This is a genomic window from Chitinophaga fulva, assembly GCF_012927205.1.
Lineage (GTDB): Bacteria > Bacteroidota > Bacteroidia > Chitinophagales > Chitinophagaceae > Chitinophaga > Chitinophaga fulva.
In genome coordinates, this window is the sequence record NZ_JABBGC010000003.1 from 411,627 (window position 1) to 431,734 (window position 20,108).

Consider the following 20,108-nt stretch of genomic DNA (forward strand, 5'->3'; position numbering starts at 1 on the left):
TTTAAAATAAAGAAATAGAGAATAAAATTAATAGTCTCTCTTTACAACAACAAAAACCTTTCATCAGTTTAAACTCCTGAAGTCCACCGGTACCAGTTTGCTCACCCCGGGTTCCTGCATGGTAACCCCGTAAATCACGTCCACAGCGGCCATCGTTTGTTTATTATGCGTTACAATAATAAACTGTGAATTATCAGAGAATTTTCTGATCATGTTAGTGAATTTGCCCACATTGGCATCATCGAGCGGCGCGTCTACCTCATCCAGTATACAGAATGGCGCGGGTTTGATCAGGTAGATGGCAAACAGCAGGGCGGTGGCAGTGAGGGTTTTCTCTCCACCGGAAAGCTGGGTAATGGCTGCCGGACGTTTGCCTTTGGGTTTTGCAATGATTTCAATCCCGGTATCGGCCAGGTTCTCAGGATCACTCAGGATCATGTCGCACTGGTCTTCCTCGGTAAAGAGGGCTTTAAATACACGGATAAAATTCTCTTTAACGGTGTTGAAAGTATCGAGAAATTTCTGGTTGGCAGTCGTTTCCACTTCCTGTATGGTTGCCAGCAGGGAATCTTTTGCGTTAACCAGGTCTGTTTTCTGTTCCAGGATAAACTCGTACCGTTTTTTCATTTCCTGGTACGCCTCAATGGCGGTGGGGTTGATTTCCCCCATGTTTTCAAGGCGCTTTTTCAGGCGTTCTGCACTGCCTTGCAGTTCATCTACCGGCAGTTCAGAGGTACGTTGTTCATCAATGATCTCGTCCAGGTTTACCTTAAATTCCACGCTCAGGCGTTCTTTCATGGAGGCCAGCTGTAATTTCAGCTCGTTCACCTTGTCTTTGACGACATTGAGTTGCTGGTCCAGCTGTTCGCGGGCCCTTTGTTTGGCACGCAGCGTTGTTTCCAGTTCCTGGAGATGGTTACGGAAATTATGGTATTCCTGGTCTTTTTCGTTGAGTGCTTTTTCTTCTTCTTCACGCTGACGGAACAACTCTATCAGCCCGTCTTCTGCCACACTGCGTTTCTCATCTGCCGCCGCAATATTGGCCACCGCATCTTCCAACTGGGCTTTATTGCTGGTGATCTGTGCGTGCAGGTCTGTCAGTTGCTTGCGCTTAAATTCCAGTTCCTGTTTGAGCGCCTGCACTTTACTATGCTGACGGGTATGTTGCAGGTTCTGGTTGTTAAACTGTACGTTGGCCATGTTGAACTGCTGTTCCACTTCCTGGGCCATTCTGTCAGCCTCTGTAATGGAATCCTGCAGCTCTCCCACCCGGTCGTTCAGGTTTTCCAGTTCCTCGCGCACACCGGAGATGCTTTCCTGATTGGTCGTCAGTGATTGCTGCATTTCCTCCAGCCGCTTATCGCCGCTTTCTATCAGGTGGTGGAAGTTTTCGATCCTGTTTTGAAGGCCAAACAGCTGGTTGTTCAACTGATTGATCTTCTCCCGGGCCGCGTTGATATTATTGTCATTGAGCTGGCTGTTGTAGCCGAGCACCTGATTATGTTTGTCTTGTATCTGGACACGCAGGCTGCCTACTGTTGCTTCCAGTTCTTTGATCTCTGCCTCCAGTTTTTCCAGGTTCTTGGCCCGGCCCAGTTTCTTGCCTTCAAACAGGCCAACGGAGCCACCGGTGATGTTGAATTTACCCCGGTGCATACGGCCGGATTTCTCCACCAGACAAATCTCATCGTCAGACACCTGGCTGAATTCGAGACGGGTAATGTCTTCCCCGATGAATACCTTGCCCAGCAGGTGATAGCCGAGGCCTTTGTATTTCTCTTCAATTTCTACCACATCCAGGGCCGGAATAGTGCCGGCAGGCGCCAGCAGGCCATTGGCCGGTATGCGGAACTGATCAAGGATAAAGAAATTGGCTTTGCCTTTTTTATGGGTGTCCAGTAACTGGATAGCCTGTACGGCTTCCGCCACGTTATTGACAACGTAATAGTTCAGGTAAGGCTCGAGGAGATTTTCCACACAGGTGCGGTATTCCTCCTTACAGAAAAAGACGTCGCTCAGAATGGGCGCTTCATTGTTCCATTCCGGGTTCTTTTTCAGGAATTTGATGCTTTCGGGATACCCTTCCAGGCTGTCCACCAGGGACTTCAGCAGGTCAAATTCGTTCTTTTTGGAGTCCAGTTTACGGTTTTCATCCACCAGCTGGTCACGTAACCCCTCAATATCTGACTGGGTAGCGAGGATTTTACCTTTCGTTTCTTCCTGAAAGCGGACCATCTCATCCAGTTCTGTTTTGCTGGTGGTGATGGTCTGTTGCAGTGTTTCTTTTTCGGCTTCCAGTTGCGTGATCTGTTGCAGGCGGCTGTTCTTTTCTTCCTGCAATTGCTGGATACCGCGTTGCAGGTTCTGCACGGAGGTATCCGCTACCGCCACTTTCTTTTCCGCCTCAAACTGTTGACGTTGCCAGCGTTGCTGGTCATTACGCAGGGTTTCGAGGGCCAGTTTCTTTTGCTGGAAGCGTTCTTTCTTTTCCTCCACCATTTCGCGGAGGGTTTCCAGCTCGTCTTCCATTGATTCAAAAACTTCCGCTTCTTCCACTACCTGTTTCTCGGTAAACTCGATCGAGGTGGTGAGTCCCTGCAATTGTCCTTCCGCGTTGTTGAGGAAGTCATTGATATTTTTCTCACGTTCCCGCAGATAGGTCAGCTGTTGGGCGGCGAGGTTCTTGTCATTTTCTTTGGTACGGATGGTGGCCACCAGTTCGTTGAACGATTTCTGGAGGACCTGCAGTTCCCTTTCTTTGGCTACGAAGTGCAGTTTATCCTGCTCCACGGCGGCTTCCGCAGTGGTAATTTCTGTTTCCAGCTGCAGTTTGCGGTCGCTTTCTTCCTGTTGTTTGTCAGACAGTTCCCGGAAGGTGACATTAAATCCTTCCAGTGCGGCTTTGGCCAGTTCTATACTGATTTCGCGGTATTCCTTTTTCACCTCGTAGAAGCGTTCTGCTTTACGGGCCTGGCTTTCCAGCGTTTTCAGGTTGTTATTGATTTCAAACAGGAGGTCTTCGATGCGGTTGAGGTCACCCTCTGTAGCCTCCAGTTTGGATTTAGCTTCCTTTTTACGGGTTTTATAGATGGAGATGCCTGCCGCTTGTTCCAGCATACGGCGACGGCTGTTTTCCTTGTCTCTGATGATATCATCCACCATCCCCAGTTCGATGATAGCGTAGGAGTCTGTGCTGACGCCGGTATCCATGAAGAGGTTATGGATATCTTTCAGGCGGCAGGCCACATCGTTGAGGCGATACTCGCTGTCCCCGTTTTTATAGAACTTACGGGTAATGGTAACCGTTGTGAACTCGGTGGGAAGTACGTTTTTGGTATTTTCAAAGGTAAGGCTCACCTCCGCCATACCGCTGGCGGAACGCGTTTTGGAGCCGTTGAACACCAATCCAGACTGGTTTTCAGAACGCAGGTTGCTGATTTTGTGTTCCCCGATCACCCAGCGGATGGAGTCGATGATATTACTTTTGCCGCAACCGTTGGGCCCGATGACACCCGTTATCCCTTCGTCAAAGTTCAGAACGGTTTTATCGGCAAAACTTTTAAAGCCTTTAATTTCTAGTGTTTTTAAGCGCACGACTTACTCCGAGGTTTTTTTAAGGCGTCAAAGATATAATTTTACCCGAATGAAAAAGTAATTTAAGTGAGAAGCTGGTATCTCTCGTAATTATTTATACACACTCCAGGCGAAAATAACTGTCACACGACCACTCCATCTCCTTTAAAGGACTGATTATAAATATAGTAAAAAGCACAATTATAATTAAATTCCCTGTGAGAAATTATCTGCCGCTTATCCCAACCGCTCTGTATTAGCAGTAACATTTTATAGCTTGTGTAAGTAACCCGGAGGCCACCTATGTAGCTATGCCACTGTAACTTATGCCATTTACCACATAGGCGCGGCCCGGGACGATACCTCAAAATAATCCATCCTGTTCCATGACGCAAAAAGGCATATGGCTGTTGCTCCTGTTATGCATTACTGTGACCCTGCAGGCCCGCCAGCAAGGAGGCTCCATCACCGGCCAGGTGGCCGACAGCATTTCCCGTAAACCCGTGGAATACGCCACGGTAGTACTGATGCAGGCGGCCGACCGCAAAACGGTGGCCCATACGCTGACGGACAACAAGGGCGACTTCCGGTTTACCGGCGTAGCCTATGGCGTTTACCGGATCGGGATTACCATGCTGGGCTATGCCCCGCTCCTCCTGGACACCATCCGGGTAAATGCCGCCAATGCCGCCCACCGCCTCAGCCCCCGGTACCTCTCCACCACCACCCAGCAACTGGGCGGTGTCACTATCGCCGGCAAAAAGCCCCTGGTAGAGCTTCAGGATGAGAAACTTATTTACAACGTGGAAAACGATATCGACAAAGACAACAGTTCCGCATCCGACATCATGCGTAAAATCCCCATGCTGACGGTAGATGCTGACGGCACCATCAAACTGAAAGGCCAGACCAACTATAAGGTGCTGCTGAACGGCCGCGCCACCTCCATGATCACCAAAGACCCTAAGGAAGCCCTGAAAGCCTATCCGGCCAGCATCATCAAAAAAATAGAAATCATCACCGAACCATCCGCCAAATACGATGCGGAAGGCATCGGCGGCATCATCAATATTATCACCCAACGCGGGGTGGTCGGCTTCAATGGCAGCCTCTTTTCCAACTACAACACCATTGGCAGGTATAGCGGCGGCGGCTCCATCAGCGCCCGTAAGAAAAAAGTGGGCCTTACCGCCTATGCTGGCGGCAACATAGACCAAAGCCACAACAGCAATACCATCAGCAGGCAAAGCCTTATCCCCGGCGACAGTAGCCGGTTAGATCAGAGCACGGAATTCAAACGTAACAATAAAATGCTCTACGGCAGCCTGGAAATGACTTACGACATCGACACCGCCAACAGCCTCACTATTTTCGGCAACGGCAACCTCAGCAAAATGACCCAGCTGATGCCACAGATAAGCAATTGGTTCGATAGTACCGGCAAACCGATACAATCCGGCATCAACAACAGCGACTCCTACAGCCAGGGCCACGGCACCGGCGTAGGACTGGACTATCAGCATAAATTCCGGAAACCGGGACATGAGCTGTCAGCTGTATTTAACATGGTCAATAGCTACGGGGATGGCCACACCGACAACAACCAACGGTATGTGCCCGGCACTGACAGCTTTTACCGGAACTACACCGTTTTTACCAATCGCACCATCACCACACAAGCAGACTACACCCTTCCCCTGCCCCATGAACAATTCCTGGAGACGGGCTTTAAAGGCACTTTTCAATATAATACCAACACCGCCACCCAGGAGATACGTAACAAAGAAGGAAATATGATCCCCAATCCCAGCCGCGAAAACATCTTTAATACCCGTGTAGACATCCTGGCCTTTTATATCACCTATCGTTTTAAAATAGGCACCAAACTGAGTGTGAAACCCGGTTTCAGGCTGGAACAAACGTACCAGATTGGGGATTTTGTGTCGACAAAGACCAAGATCAATAGCGACTATCTGAGTCCCATCCCTACCGTCAACGTCACCTGGCAGCTGAAACCCATGACCAGCCTGTCATTCTCCTACAGCCGCCGTCTAGAACGACCCAATCTCTTTGCCATGAATCCTTATGTCAATGACAATGATCCTTATAACATTTTCTATGGCAATCCAAACCTGAAACCGGCTTACGCCAATAGTTTCGGCGCCTATTTCAATAAGATCATGGAGAAAATAACCTTTAACGCCGGACTGGACTATACCTTTATCAACAATTCCATCCAGAACATTGTGGAAGTAGACCGCGTAAAAGGAATCACTGCCACTACTTATGATAATATCGGTAAATCAAACAGCATAGGTGTCAGCACCAGCATGCGGTTTGCGTTGACAAAAAAGTGGAATGTCAGCATCAATGGACGCGGCAGCCACAGTAATTTCAGCAACGGCAGCACCATCCGCAGCAGCGGTTTTTCCGGCAGTGTATACTTTAATACAGACTACAATTTTGGTCACAATTTCCGGACAGATGGTTACTGTTATTATTATTCCGGCAGCCCCAGCGTACAGGGTACCAGCGGGTCCAACGTTGGTTATGGTTTCACCTTGCGCAAAGATTTTCTCGACCGGAAACTTTCCGCCAGTCTGGCTGCAGACCAGCCTTTCCGGAAACAACGACCGGCCATTTCAGAAACAAACGATCCTTCCTTCCGCCGGGTATATACCTCTTACTTCCCGGCCAATACCTATACCATATCTATCAGCTGGCGCTTCGGCAAACTAACGACCAGCGCTACACGAAATAAGAGTGTGATAGAAACCGGGATGTAATGATGAAGCTTTGCGCCTTTGCATGATTCCCTGTATCTTTGTGCTCCAAAAACCGATTAACGTTTGCGTATAGAACAGCGAATCAACGATATTAAGAGTTTCCTTTACAGTTATCATTTTAGCAACGGCATGCGTACCACCATCAGTGTGGTGGTCCCCTCCCTGATTTTTGCCGCCATTGGCCAGCTGGGGCTCGGCATTGCCATGTCGATGGGCGCCTTATGTACCGCCCTGAGTGATGTGCCCGGCACCATTGTTCACAAACGCAATGGCCTTATCATCAGCACCGGCCTCATTTTCCTGACGGCCTTAGGCACCGGGCTGCTGCTCCCCTATCCTGCGCTGATGGCCTGCTGGATAGTGGCATGTTGTTTTGTCTTCGCCATGATGCTTGTATATGGCAACCGCGGTGGCAATATCGGCACCGGCTGTCTGCTCATCATGGTGTCCATCCTGGGCGAAACCAACCTGACACCCGGCATGGCACTGGTATATGCTGCCATGGTGCTGCTGGGCAGTATCTGGTATGCGCTGCTGGCCCTGATACTATGGCAGATACGCCCCTATCTCAACGTACAACAGGCACTGGGCGACTGCATACAACAAACCGCCCGTTATCTCGAGCTCCGCTCCAACTTTTATACACCCGGCGTAGATGTGGCCGCCAACTATAAAGCCGTACTAGCCCAACAGGTCATCGTCAACGAAAAACAGGAAAACGTACGGGAACTGTTATTAAAAAGACGTTCCGCTCAACAGGGTACCACCAGTATCAACAAAAGCATGGTGCTCATCTTCCTGGACATGGTAGACCTGCAGGAACAGATCATGGCCTCCCAAACGGATTACAACGCCCTGCAGCGTGATTTTAAACAAGACGATATCCTGCAAAAATTCCATGCGCTGATCACCGAATTTGTGGAAGAACTGGAAAATATCGGTCTGGCTGTTGCAGCAGGACAACGTTCCCTGCCTAAGACCAATCTGAAATATGAGATGGAAAAGGTAAAAAAAGCGATTGCAGACATCACCCTGAAACTGCCTACCCTGGCAGAAAGGACCCGCACCATCCCACTGACCAATATCCTGCAAAACCTTCAGGATATGGCACAGCGTATTTACAACCTGCATCGCCTCACCCGGCTGGAGCGCCTGAAAGATGAGACCATCGATCCCAAACTGGAGCTGTCGAAATTTACCACCCGCCAGAAATATGACCTGGAAACGTTTCGTGACAACCTCACTTTCAAATCCCATATTTTCCGGCATGCCATCCGCGTAAGCCTCGCCACCGTAACAGGTTACCTGCTCGGACAGGCCCTACACCTCGACAGGGTATACTGGATACTGCTGACCATCGTAGTGATCCTCAAGCCGGGTTTCGGGCTCACACGGTCACGCAGCATACAACGCCTTATTGGTACGGTACTGGGCGCACTCTTCGCAGCAGGGCTGCTGTACATCACCCATAACGACACGGTGATCTTCGTCAGCATGCTGCTTTGTATCCTGGGCGCCTACAGCTTCATGAGCTTCCAGTATACGCTCAGCGTTTTCTTTGTAACGCCATTCATCATCTTCCTGCTGCACTTCCTGCATCCGTCAGATCTGTACAACGCCACACAAAGAGTGCTCGACACTTTCATCGGCGGAGGCATCGCCTTCTTCGCCAATATGCTGCTGTGGCCTTCCTGGGAGCATAACACCCTGCCGGGATATATGCAGAAAATGCTGCTCTCCAACCGGAGATACTTTGAACTGGTATTAAGAGTATATGCCAGCGAAACCAATACCGTGACAGATTTTAAACTGGCCCGCAAAGACACCTATGTAAGCACCGCCAATATGATGGCCGCTTTCCAACGCATGCTCTCTGAACCTAAAAGCAAACAGAAAAATGCGTCCCAGGTGTATCACTTTGTGGTACTGAACCATACGCTTACCTCCCACATCGCTGCTCTGGCGGCCTACAGCATGCATCACGGCGTGCAGTTCCCCAGGCCGGAGTATAAGGAAATCACTACGTACCTGCTGCAATACATTGACCAGCTGTACCTCATGATAGATCCTGACACCCGCAGCCAGGCGCAACTGGAACCGCCCATCCATGCTTTTGACACGCTGGATGAGCACCTGCATAATCTGGTACATCTGCGCCAGCTCGAAATCAATGAAGGCAAAGGCGCCACCCCTATCCGCGACGAAATGCTGGAGACCAAACAGGTACATGACCAGCTGCAGGCAATCCTGTCGCTGGCAAAGGACATGGGCAAAGCACTGGCTTAATTTTGGGATTTTGGAATTTAGAGATTTAGGAATTTAAAAGAGCGAAGACCTGAGCGATGTATTGCTCAGGTCTTCGCTCTTTTAAATTCCTAAATTCGTAAATCGTAAATTATCTAATGATCGTAAACTGGTCGGTGACCGGCGTCAATGCTGCCAGTACGCGGTCCAGAAATGCAGGTCCCTCCGCAGCATACCAGGGCATGAAGTTTTCCTTGCGCTCCTGCAGCGATCCGCCGGGGAACAGCTTATTTTTCACCTGTTTGATCTGGTCTGTCTGCCACGCAAATTTTTTCTTCTCCGCCCGGAGGAATTTATGTTCCAGTTTACCGATGGATTTCAATGCACGGCTTCTTTCCGCACCTGCGCTGGCCACCAATGTAACGTCGATGCTACGGGCCTTTTCTTCGAGGCTGTCATACAGCTTTTCAATAGCTGCATATTCATCTTTCAGTACCAGTGCCGCATTCGTATGCTTTTTCACATAGGCGTTCACGATATCATCGGTGGTCGCAAACAGTTCTGCGGTAGTGATGCCCAGTTTGTCGAGCCGCTGGGCAGACAGCTCATCTGTCAGCAGCAGGGAATTGCGCAACAGCAGTACCGGATAGGGTACGCCGTAATGGGCAAACAGCGCTTTCAGTTCCAGCCAGTAGGCGATTTCGCCGCCACCGCCAATGAAAGCGATGTTAGGCAGGACCGTTTCCTGGAACATGCCCCGCAAAATAACGTTGGGACTGAACCGCTCCGGATTGGATTCCAGCTCTTTTTCAAGGCCCGCAGCGTCAAATTTCAACGAGGTGTGTAATACTTTCCACTGGTCACCCTCCTGCACAATACGTTCACGCATGCCATCCTGCAGGTAAAACAGGTTGATCTCCCGCGGATTGGCCTGTACTTTATAATGCGCTCCCAGTTGTTCAAGGGTATTATTGACGATATGATGTGATGCCTGATGAAACAGCTCATCTTTCATCACCGGGATATAAAGACGTTTCAACGCAGGATTATCGGGCACCAGTACTACCAGCCCATAACGGCCAAACAAGGCATGCACCAGGTAAAGGGTCGCTTCCTGGATATTGCGGTGCTCCAGGTAAGCTTTCTGTAACAGTGTTATCAATTCTCCGGCGTGCGGTGCATACCCGAGCGTATCTTTTATCTGCCCGATCAGTTGCGCCAGCCCATCCGGATGCATACGGCCTACGGCGCCCTGCTGGCCGGCAGCCCAGGTCAGGGTTTTACCTTCCAGGTAGATGCTGCCCAGTTCATCGAGATCAGCATCTTCACTACCCATATAATATACCGGTACAAAATGATGCTGCGGATACTGCTGTTGCAGTTCCTGACAGAGTTTGACGGCTTGCAGTATCTTATAAACAAAATACAGGTAACCGGTAAATATATTGGGCTGGTGAGCGGTAGTCACCGTAAATGTCTGTGGATTGGCGAGCCGGGAGATGTTGTCCTGAACGGCCTGCATCGGTTCCAGGCTTTCGTATTGCTGTTGCAATGCAGCTACCAGCGCAGCTCTCGGGGTATTAAACTGTTGCCTGGCTTCTATAGCGGCTGTAAAATCCGGACGAACGGAGGAATAGGTATAGAAAGGTCTGATCTGTGGCGCGTCTGCTAAAAAATCTGTTACCAGCTGATTAAAATAGCCTGTCTTCCCATAAGGAATATACTCGAGCATATTACGTGTCGAATTACAAATGATCAATAAAAGTAACCGATATATATGAATACATCGAAACTTTTGAATGTACGAAGTTAGAGAAGAAAAAGTGATTTAAGGATTTTTACCAATGAAATTTGATGGGCGGATGATTATGGATTAGAATTTGCCGTAATGCCGGATTGGAAACCGGAACACTATGAAGATCGCAATCCTTTCGCCTGTAGCCTGGCGGACCCCGCCCCGGCACTACGGCCCATGGGAACAAATGGCCTCTAATCTTGCGGAAGGCCTGATAGCCCGCGGTGCAGACGTGACCCTCTTCGCCACCGGCGATTCCCTCACGCAGGGTAAGCTGGCATGGATCTGTGAGCAAGGTTATGAAGAAGACTGGAATGCAGATGCCAAAGTCAATGAATGTATGCATATCAGCTACCTGATGGAACAGGCACATCATTTTGACATCATTCACAATCACTTCGACTTTCTGCCACTAACCTATTCCCGCCTGATTGGCACCCCGATGGTCACTACCATTCACGGCTTTTCATCGGAAAAGATTATTCCGGTATACCAGCGCTACAACCAGGTGGCCCATTATGTGGCCATCAGCAACGCAGACCGGCATCCTTCCCTGCATTACAAAGCCACGATATACAACGGTGTCAGGCCCGACGATTTTACCTTTACCCCGGTGCCGGACGATTACCTGCTGTACTTTGGCCGCATCCATCCCGACAAAGGCACGTATGAGGCCATACAGATAGCCTTACAAACCAACCGGCAGTTGTTGATAGCCGGTATCATCCAGCAGAAGGATTATTTTGAAGAGAAGGTGAAACCTTATATAGACAATGAACAAATCCGGTACCTGGGTGCTGTAGGCGGACAAGCGCGCAACGAGCTGCTCGGTAAAGCTATCGCCCTGCTGCATCCGATACATTTTAACGAGCCTTTCGGGCTGAGCGTGGCGGAAGCCATGTTGTGCGGCACTCCCGTGATCGCGTTCAACAGAGGCTCCATGCCCGAGCTGATACAAGACGGACGCACCGGTTTTTTAGTTAATACGGTAGATGGCGCCATAGCCGCGGTGCAAGCATTGGGGAAGATAAACCGGCATACCTGTCACTTGCATGCGCACCAGCATTTCACTACCGACAGGATGACGGAAGATTATCTGAAAGTATACCATTCGCTTTGATGAAGTTATACACCGTCTGCTTTGATCTGGGTAAGCAGTTTTTCAAGATTAACAGTGGCGAAGCCGGAAGCATAATCGGATAGGCCGTACGGGATAATCAGTTCCTCATTATGTATAATGGAACCGCAGGAATAGAGCACATTGGGCACATACCCTTCCCTTTCGTCCTTGTTGGGCATGAGCAGCGGTTCCCGCAGACGGCCGATTTCTGTACCAGGATCGTCAAGGTCCAGCAGACTGGCGCCTACGCAATAGGTACGCATGGGACCTACGCCATGGGTGATCACCAGCCATCCTTCCGGTGTTTCTATCGGAGAGCCGCAGTTGCCCACCTGTACGAACTCCCAGGGGTATTTGGGGGTATGGAGTATTTGCGGGTTTTCCCAGATATTGATTTTATCGGAATACATAATATACCCGTTGATACCATCAATACGGGATATCATCACATATTTCCCTTTGATCTTGCGGGGAAAGAGGGCCAGGTTTTTATTCTGGGCCCCCTCTCCATACAAGGGCATGATTTTGAAGTTATAGAAATCTACCGTAGACAATAATTTGGGCTGAATGGCCACCCCGTCAAACGCGGTGTAGGTCGCATAATAGACGACACTGCCATCTTCCTCCTTGTATTTCACGAAGCGCGCATCTTCAATCCCCCGGCTTTCCGCGTCGGAGTATGGGAAGATCACCCGGTCAGAAATATCAGTATCGAGCGAGAAATTCAGTTCATAGTATGAATCTGCCAGCCAGAGGAGCCTTTCCAGCGCTTTTTTTACGAGATGATCGATGTGATAGCGTTGCTGCATTTCGCGGATGACCTTTTTCAGGGCCATGTACTCAAATTCACTCTGCAGGCTGTTCATCACTTCCTGCATCACCGGGTCCGGCAGTTTGATGGAGACCGCATTCTGGAAGAAGGTCTCCTTTTTATACATGGCATTGCGGATCACTTCCGCTTCATCCACGTAGTTGCCGGCAGTTTGCAGTGCAATCTGGTTGTTACGGTCAATGACACCGCTGCGGAAAGCGATGGACGAGATATGCCCTTCTCCCACAGCCCGAAAGCTGAGGATAACTCTTTTCTCGCCCTCTTCCAATCCGCTCTGGTCCACGTCTTCAATCATCGACGGATTAAAAAAAGCAGCAGATTCAATAGAATATTCATTGGTAAAATACGAGCCTGTCAACAGTTTTCTTTTCAGCGACAGCCCATCATAGTTGACCTGCGCAGCCGCAAAGAGATGCCGGATCCTGTCTGCATGTTTCTCAAAAATGCGGGTGATGTTACGGTGACGCCGGGAGAACTCTCTCAGTATAGGCGTTATCGTTACTTCCACCTGATCATCGGTCATGGTAGCAACATGCTGGATAATGGATTTTGCCCTGGCTTCTCCATTGAAAAAAAACCTGGCTACCACCCTTTTTACATCAGGATAGATCTTAGTAGGTTTTCGTTCAATTGACAGTCGCATGTGTATTGTTTTGTTAGATGTTGAATCCGTCTGGCAGGACTACTCCTTTTTTAACAACAACAATGCCGTCTTTCACCGTATATTTTTCAAAGTCGCCATCCGGGAGATGGTCTCCGCCTTTGATATGTACGTTGTTTCCGATACTGCAGTTCTTATCAATGATAGCCCTGTCGATCACACAGTTTTCGCCTATCCCCATTGGTGGGCGGCCTTCAGCACTGGCCCTGTCCAGTTCGTCGAGGGTCTGGTAATAGTCGCTTCCCATGATATAGGTGTTGGAGACGACTGAGCCTTTACCGATGCGGGTACGGATACCCACCACGCAGCGCTCCAACCGGCTTGCCATAATAATACAACCATCGGCGATGATTGTTTTCTCCATGGTACCGGATATTTTGGCGGGGGGCAGCATCCGCGCCCGGGAATAGATGGTCTGTGATTCGTTGAACAGATTAAACTGTGGAATATCATCTGTGAGCCCGATATTGGCCTCCCAGAATGAGGAGATATTACCGATATCGGTCCAGTAGCCTTCATATTGGTAACTGAATACACGGGCTTTGGCTTCGATGGCTTCCGGGATCACCTGTTTGCCGAAGTCGGCCGCTTCCGGTTGTTTGCCCAGCATGTTAAAGAGCACGTCCCGGCTGAAGATATAGATGCCCATACTGGCGAGGTATACACGTCCCGCGTTTTTCATCTCTTCACTTACCTCAGACGCCCATGGCGGCAGCACTTCCTGGGAGGGCTTTTCCGTAAAGGAAACGATAGCGCCGGAATCATCCGTTTTCAGGATACCGAAATCCGATGCTTCTTTGGCCGCTACGGGAATGGTGGCAATGGAAATTTCCGCACCGGTTTCTATATGATGCTGGATCATATCCCGGAAATCCATCTGGTATAACTGATCTCCGGAGAGGATCAGCACATATTTGAAATCCAAATTCTCCACATGGTGCAGACACTGCCTTACCGCATCTGCAGTACCCTGGTACCAGGTGGGGTTATCGGGCGTTTGCTCTGCAGCCAGGATATCTACAAACCCTTTGTCAAAATGACTGAAATGGTAAGAGTTTTTGATGTGTTTGTTAAGCGAGGCGGAGTTGAACTGGGTTAAAACGAAAATACGGTTTAGTTCCGCGTTCAGGCAGTTGGAGATAGGAATATCCACCAGTCTGTATTTACCGGCAAGGGGCACTGCCGGTTTGGACCTACGACGGGTAAGGGGATATAAGCGGGTACCAGCACCGCCTCCGAGAATAATGGATATAACATCTTTAGTCATAGTGTGGACGTTGGTTTAGATTAGGAATTCGCAGTGCGTTATAAATAATGATTTAGCCTTTCATACTCTTGTAGACATCGAGGTACTGCTGGGCCGAGCGTCCCCACGAGTGATTGAGCCGCATACCACGCAGCCGGATTTCCGACAGGTGGGCGGTATCATTGAACAGTTCCACGGCACGTTTTACGGAGTAACAGGCATCCCATACCCCTGCCTGATTAAAACGTATGCCAAAACCGCCGGGATCTCCAAAATCGGTCACGGTATCTTTTAATCCTCCGGTACTACGGACCATAGGCACTGTCCCATAACGCAGCGCATAGAGCTGGTTCAGTCCGCAGGGCTCTACTCTCGACGGCATCAGCAGGAAATCGCTGCCGGCATAAATCAGGTGTGACAGTGCTTCGTTATAACCAATATGCAGATTAAACCCATAGCTCACATCATGCCGGGTTTGTTGTAGTGACCATTCCACATGTGGATCTCCACTACCCAGTACGAGGAAGTTTACCTCACCGGGCAGCTCATGTAACGTGCGGGCTATTATTTCAGGTAACAGGTCGGCGCCCTTGTCCCCTACCAGCCGGCCAATAAAGGATACCAGCGGAAGCGAAACATCAAAACCGAACCGTTCACAGAGGGCCTGCTTATTTTCTTTTTTACCCTGTGCCACCGTCTCCAGATCGTAGTTGGCCTGCACCATATGATCGGTTTCAGGGTCCCACACGGCAGTGTCTATACCATTGATGATACCCACCGTTTTGGCCTTTTCATGACTGATCAGCCATTCGAGCCCGTTGGCATTTTGATACAGTTCTTCAAGATAACCCGGCGACACGGTAGTCACGCGCCAGGCGCATTTGATGGCAGCAGCCAGCGGGTTGATGGCCCCGCCCCAGTCCAGCAGACCGGATTTCCACAGGTCGAAAGACGGGATGAGGTACAGCCTGTCCCACCCAAACTGCCCCTGATACTGGGCATTGTGGATGGTAAGCACGGAAGGGACCTCCTTCATGCGCTCATATTTGTAACCATAACTCATCAGAAAGGGGATCAAACCGGTGTGATGATCGTGACAGTGAATAACATCCGGCAGATGGTTCCATTCATTGATCCAGTCCAGCACAGCGATCTGGAATGCGAGGAAACGTTCGGTATCATTAGGGTAACCGTATACCCCCGGGGTATCCAGCAGACCGGGGATATCTACCAGGTATAAATCGAAGCCCAACTCATTGTTACGCTCCTTTAATACATTGAAATGGTACCAGTCGTGCCCCAGCCACATGCCGGCCTGGTGCACCACGTCAAATTCATGCGTATCATAGTATTTGTTCCTGTAGGCCGGCACCACCACTTTGGCGATGGCCCCCAGCTCGTATTGGTATTTGGGCAATGCCCCTACCACGTCACCGAGCCCACCTACTTTGGCTACCGGGTAACATTCCGCGCTAACGTGTAAAATCTCCATGCTAAATAATTGATAATCTAACTTAAGTTAACTGCTAAAAACAAGAAAACAAAAGGTTTCGACCATTTTATTTTAGCAGTGTGTTTTGCCGCCGTAGCCCCTGGCTTTTAGTATATTTGTAGTACCTACACTTATCCCTTTTACCGGTGATCGTCATGTGCATCTGTTAAAACCTCCTGTTATGGATTTTGGCCGTGTTACACCTGCGGAGCTGGAAGAACTGGACTTCAAACTGCCCGCTGAACCGCTTTTCAACAAGAAAGTGCTGAAAGGCAAGCCTGTTAAGAAACCGCAGGCCTGGCTGGGCTGCGCCAAATGGGGACGCAAGGAATGGATCGGGAAAATATATCCCAAAGGCACCAAAGAAGCCCTTTTCCTTCCTGAATATGTACGCCATTTCAACAGCATTGAGCTCAATGCCACCCACTACCAGATTTACGGGCCGGCCACCATCTCCAAATGGGATGCTTCCGCCAAAGGCATGGAATTTAAATTCTGTCCCAAAGTACCGCAGGCCATCAGTCATTTCAGCAATCTCAGTCCCGCTACCGCAGGCCCCAAGACCACCTCTTTCCTGGAAGGGGTACTGGCCTTTGGCAAACATCTCGGGCCTATCTTCCTGCAGTTGAGCGACAAATACGGTCCTGCCAAACGGAAAGCACTATACGATTACCTGGCCTCGCTGCCTACTGACCTGCAGTTCTTCCTGGAAGTAAGACATAAAGAATGGTATGAAGATGAAGCTGTCCGGCTGGAACTGTTCGACAAGCTACGGGAACTGAAAGTAGGCGCCATTATCACCGATACCGCCGGCAGAAGGGACTGCGCCCATATGCACCTTACCGTCCCTAAAATATTCATCCGTTTTGTGGGCAACAGCCTGCATCCGACCGACTATACCCGTATCGACGACTGGGCCAACCGTATCAAATACTGGCTGGACAATGGCTTGCAGGAAATTTATTTCTTCATGCACATGCACGATGAAGCCCTGTCGCCCGACCTGGCGGCCTACCTGGCCGACAGGATAGAAGCGGTTTGCGGGCTACAGGTAAAAAAGCCGCAATTTGTAAAGGAATAGTGTTTTTTTTGACGAATACATTACAAGAGATAAAAAAGCCGGACTGAAATATTAATTTCGCCCTCTCAAAACCCGGTACATACCATGATGCGCGAAAAGCTGGAACAATTGGCCCAGGAACTGGAAGGAACGCTTTATACAGACAATACCATGCGGACACTCTATGCCACCGATGCGTCGGCATACCGTGAGATGCCGCTGGCTGTGGTCATCCCTGAATCAACAGACGACCTGAAGAGACTTATCTCGTTTGCGCGTACCAACAAGACATCGCTGATACCCCGCACTGCGGGCACCTCGCTGGCAGGCCAGGTGGTAGGCAACGGTATCATTACCGACGTGTCCCGCAACTTCACGAAAATACTGGAACTGAATACCGCCGAAAACTGGGTACGGGTGCAGCCCGGCGTCATCCGCGACGAGCTGAACATGTACCTGAAGCCACACGGCTTCTACTTCGGCCCCGAAACATCCACCGCCAACCGCGCCATGATTGGCGGGATGGTGGGCAACAACTCCTGCGGCTCCAACAGCGTAGTGTACGGCAGTACCCGCGAACATCTGCTGGAAGTAAAAGCCCTGCTGAGCAACGGCGAAGAGGTGACCTTCGGCACCCTCGGCCCGGATGCTTTCCATGCCAAATGTGAAGGCCCCGACACCCTCGAAACCCGTATCTATCAACAGATACGCAGCACCCTCAGCGACTACCGCAACCAGGAGGAAATACGCCGCGAATTCCCTAAGAAGAGCATCCCCCGCCGCAATACCGGCTACGCCGTAGATATGCTGCTGGAAACTGCTCCCTTTACCGCCGGCACCGAAGATTTTAACTTCTGCAAACTCATCGCAGGCTCCGAAGGGACCCTCGCGTTTATCACAGAAATAAAGCTGCACATCGATCCACTTCCTCCTAAAGAAGTAGGCCTGTTATGCATCCACTTCAACAGCATCGATGAATCCCTGCGGGCCAATATCCAGGTGATGGACTTCAAGCCCAGCGCCAGCGAACTGATAGACCATTTCATCCTGGAATGCACCAAAGACAATATCGAACAACGTAAAAACCGCTTCTTCGTACAGGGAGACCCCGGCGCCATCCTCGTGGTGGAATTCTGCCGCAATACCCGCGAAGAAGTGAAGGAAATAGCCGGCAAACTGGAAGCCCAACTGCGTGCCGCAGGACTGGGTTATCACTTCCCGCTCCTCTTTGGTGAAGACACCAAAAAAATCTGGACCCTCCGCAAAGCCGGGCTGGGACTGCTCAGTAACCTCCCCGGCGACGAAAAAGCCGTTCCGGTGATTGAAGATACCGCCGTGGCCGTGGAAGACCTTCCCGATTTTATCCGCGACTTCAACCTCATCCTGCAACAGTACGACCTGCATGCCGTGCACTACGCGCACGCCGGCAGCGGTGAGATTCACCTTCGCCCTATCATCAACCTGAAAACGGAAGAAGGCAATCAACTCTTCAGGACCATCGCGGAAGAAATAGCGACCCTCGTAAAAAAATACAACGGCTCACTCAGCGGCGAACATGGCGACGGCCGCCTGCGCGGAGAATTCATCCGCCAGATGGTAGGCGAAAAAAACTATGAACTGCTGCGTCAGATCAAATACACCTGGGACCCGGAAAACATCTTCAATCCCAACAAAATCGTGGACACACCATCCATGAACAGCATGTTGCGCTACGAACCCGGACAGAAAACACCGGATTTCCATACTATCTTCCATTTCCCGGAACAAACCGTCCTGCAGCATGCAGAGCAGTGCAACGGTTCCGGCGACTGCCGCAAGACACCACTGAGCGGTGGCACTATGTGCCCCAGCTACATGGCCACCCGCAACGAAAAAGATACCACCCGCGCCAGGGCCAACATCTTGCGTGAGTTCCTCACACATTCCACCAAGGAAAACCGCTTCGATCATAAAGAGATATATGACGTACTGGACCTCTGCCTCGCCTGTAAGGGCTGTAAGTCAGAATGCCCGTCCAACGTGGATATGGCGAAGCTGAAGATGGAGTTCCTGCAACATTACTACGATGCCAACGGCGTACCGCTGCGGGCCAAAATGATCGGCAATTTCTCCAAGCTGTCTGGTCTCGCTGCCATTGCGCCAGGCATCTACAATGGCCTGATCAACAACAGCTTTACCGGCGGCCTTATCCGGAAGTTCAGCGGTTTTGCGCCCAAACGCTCCCTGCCCGGCCTGCACCGCACCACCCTGCGGAAATGGTTCAATCAAACCTGGCCTAAAGAAAAGCAAGGTACCGGCAACCGCACCGTTTACCTTTTCTGTGATGAATTCACCAACTACAACGATACGCCCGTTGGCATCAAAGCAGTACAGCTGCTGCACCGCCTCGGCTATGAAGTGAAAATGATCGACCACCCGGAAAGCGCCCGTGCGTATATGTCCAAAGGACTGCTACGCCAGGCGCGTGAACTGGCGGAAGAGAATGTTCGTATATTCAGTACCGTTATCAACGACAATACGCCGCTGCTGGGTGTAGAACCTTCTGCCATCCTCAGCTTCCGCGACGAATACCCTGACCTTGTCCGGGAAAATCTTCGTTCACAGGCCCAAACACTCGCTAAAAACTGTTTCCTGATCGACGAATTCATTGCCAGCGAAGCAGAGAAAGGACATATCACCGCCGCACAGTTCACCGATCATCCGCAGCAGATCAAGCTACACGGGCACTGTCAGCAGAAAGCCTTGTCCTCTGCACTGCACAGCAAGCAGATGCTCTCTATCCCGCAACATTACACCGTGGAAGTGATCCCTTCCGGTTGTTGCGGTATGGCCGGCTCCTTCGGTTACGAAAAAGAGCATTACGACCTCAGTATGCAGATCGGGGAAATGGTGCTGTTCCCGGCAGTGCGCAACGCCGCCACCGGTACGCTGATAGCCGCTCCCGGCACCAGCTGCCGCCACCAGGTGAAAGATGGTACCGGCGTAAAAGCGCAACACCCCGTGGAAATATTATTTGATGCGCTGGTGTAATCTGCATTCCCGGTTCCCGGTTCCCAGGGCTGAAGCCCTGGGCTAAGATCTTGTTCAGTTTCTTTTTAATTAAGAATTCTTTCGGTTATGTGTGAAGATCTTAGCCCTGAAAGTTGGACAATGTGACAAACCTGAAGCAACGAATTGGAATAATCATATTGAATGACAATGCAATGACTATAAAAAATCCCGGAGCAATCGCCCCGGGATTTTTTATAGTCATTGATAATATACTTCCGGATACCGCACAGCCCTGATATATACCTGAA

At 50.3% G+C, this 20,108-nt stretch carries 10 protein-coding genes; 5 read left to right on the forward strand and 5 right to left on the reverse strand.

Going from position 1 to position 20,108, the window contains the following annotated elements:
• Positions 1-63: 63 nt before the first annotated feature.
• Positions 64-3,594 carry a chromosome segregation protein SMC gene (gene smc / locus HHL17_RS24955; RefSeq protein ID WP_169227568.1) on the reverse strand — a complete coding sequence of 1,177 codons (3,531 nt, stop codon included), beginning with the start codon at positions 3,592-3,594 and terminating at the stop codon, positions 64-66.
• Positions 3,595-3,959: 365 nt separating this feature from the next.
• Here smc and HHL17_RS24960 point away from each other — a divergent pair, with 365 nt between their 5' ends.
• Positions 3,960-6,359, forward strand: coding sequence for an outer membrane beta-barrel family protein (locus HHL17_RS24960; protein WP_169227569.1), 2,400 nt, complete (start codon positions 3,960-3,962; stop codon positions 6,357-6,359).
• 63 nt (positions 6,360-6,422) lie between these two features.
• A complete protein-coding gene (locus tag HHL17_RS24965) occupies positions 6,423-8,645 on the forward strand; it encodes an FUSC family protein (protein ID WP_169227570.1) in 2,223 nt (740 codons plus the stop codon).
• Positions 8,646-8,754: 109 nt separating this feature from the next.
• Here HHL17_RS24965 and bshC read toward each other — a convergent pair whose 3' ends face one another.
• The gene (gene bshC, locus HHL17_RS24970) at positions 8,755-10,335 is read right to left on the reverse strand and encodes a bacillithiol biosynthesis cysteine-adding enzyme BshC (protein WP_169227571.1); all 1,581 of its coding nucleotides are present in this window, start codon (positions 10,333-10,335) and stop codon (positions 8,755-8,757) included.
• A gap of 181 nt (positions 10,336-10,516) precedes the next feature.
• On the opposite strand from bshC, the gene HHL17_RS24975 reads away from it, so the two are divergent.
• On the forward strand, positions 10,517-11,518 hold the full coding sequence (locus HHL17_RS24975; protein WP_169227572.1) for a glycosyltransferase family 4 protein: 1,002 nt from the start codon (positions 10,517-10,519) through the stop codon (positions 11,516-11,518).
• A gap of 5 nt (positions 11,519-11,523) precedes the next feature.
• On the opposite strand, the gene HHL17_RS24980 is transcribed toward HHL17_RS24975, so the two are convergent.
• The 3 genes from HHL17_RS24980 to HHL17_RS24990 are packed head-to-tail and all read right to left on the reverse strand — an operon-like array spanning position 11,524 to position 15,749.
• The gene (locus tag HHL17_RS24980) at positions 11,524-12,993 is read right to left on the reverse strand and encodes a glycoside hydrolase family 130 protein (RefSeq protein WP_169227573.1); all 1,470 of its coding nucleotides are present in this window, start codon (positions 12,991-12,993) and stop codon (positions 11,524-11,526) included.
• A 13-nt stretch (positions 12,994-13,006) separates the two neighbouring features.
• Positions 13,007-14,278 (reverse strand): glucose-1-phosphate adenylyltransferase, encoded by a 1,272-nt coding sequence (locus tag HHL17_RS24985; protein ID WP_169227574.1) that lies wholly within the window; start codon positions 14,276-14,278, stop codon positions 13,007-13,009.
• Positions 14,279-14,330: 52 nt separating this feature from the next.
• The gene (locus HHL17_RS24990) at positions 14,331-15,749 is read right to left on the reverse strand and encodes a glycogen synthase (protein ID WP_169227575.1); all 1,419 of its coding nucleotides are present in this window, start codon (positions 15,747-15,749) and stop codon (positions 14,331-14,333) included.
• 181 nt (positions 15,750-15,930) lie between these two features.
• Between HHL17_RS24990 and HHL17_RS24995 the strand changes: the two genes are divergently transcribed.
• Entirely contained in the window at positions 15,931-16,830 is a 900-nt protein-coding gene (locus HHL17_RS24995; protein ID WP_169227576.1) for a DUF72 domain-containing protein, read from the forward strand.
• An 84-nt stretch (positions 16,831-16,914) separates the two neighbouring features.
• Positions 16,915-19,839, forward strand: coding sequence for an FAD-binding and (Fe-S)-binding domain-containing protein (locus HHL17_RS25000; protein ID WP_240975963.1), 2,925 nt, complete (start codon positions 16,915-16,917; stop codon positions 19,837-19,839).
• Positions 19,840-20,108: the final 269 nt, after the last annotated feature.

What these genes read in the sequence shown, in the direction of transcription:
- HHL17_RS24980 (WP_169227573.1), bottom strand. Translation starts at nt 12,993, where the DNA reads ATGCGACTGTCAATTGAACGAAAACCTACTAAGATCTATCCTGATGTA.
- HHL17_RS24995 (WP_169227576.1), top strand. Translation starts at nt 15,931, where the DNA reads ATGGATTTTGGCCGTGTTACACCTGCGGAGCTGGAAGAACTGGACTTC.
- HHL17_RS24975 (WP_169227572.1), top strand. Translation starts at nt 10,517, where the DNA reads ATGAAGATCGCAATCCTTTCGCCTGTAGCCTGGCGGACCCCGCCCCGG.
- HHL17_RS24985 (WP_169227574.1), bottom strand. Translation starts at nt 14,278, where the DNA reads ATGACTAAAGATGTTATATCCATTATTCTCGGAGGCGGTGCTGGTACC.
- HHL17_RS24990 (WP_169227575.1), bottom strand. Translation starts at nt 15,749, where the DNA reads ATGGAGATTTTACACGTTAGCGCGGAATGTTACCCGGTAGCCAAAGTA.
- bshC (WP_169227571.1), bottom strand. Translation starts at nt 10,335, where the DNA reads ATGCTCGAGTATATTCCTTATGGGAAGACAGGCTATTTTAATCAGCTG.
- HHL17_RS25000 (WP_240975963.1), top strand. Translation starts at nt 16,915, where the DNA reads ATGATGCGCGAAAAGCTGGAACAATTGGCCCAGGAACTGGAAGGAACG.
- HHL17_RS24960 (WP_169227569.1), top strand. Translation starts at nt 3,960, where the DNA reads ATGACGCAAAAAGGCATATGGCTGTTGCTCCTGTTATGCATTACTGTG.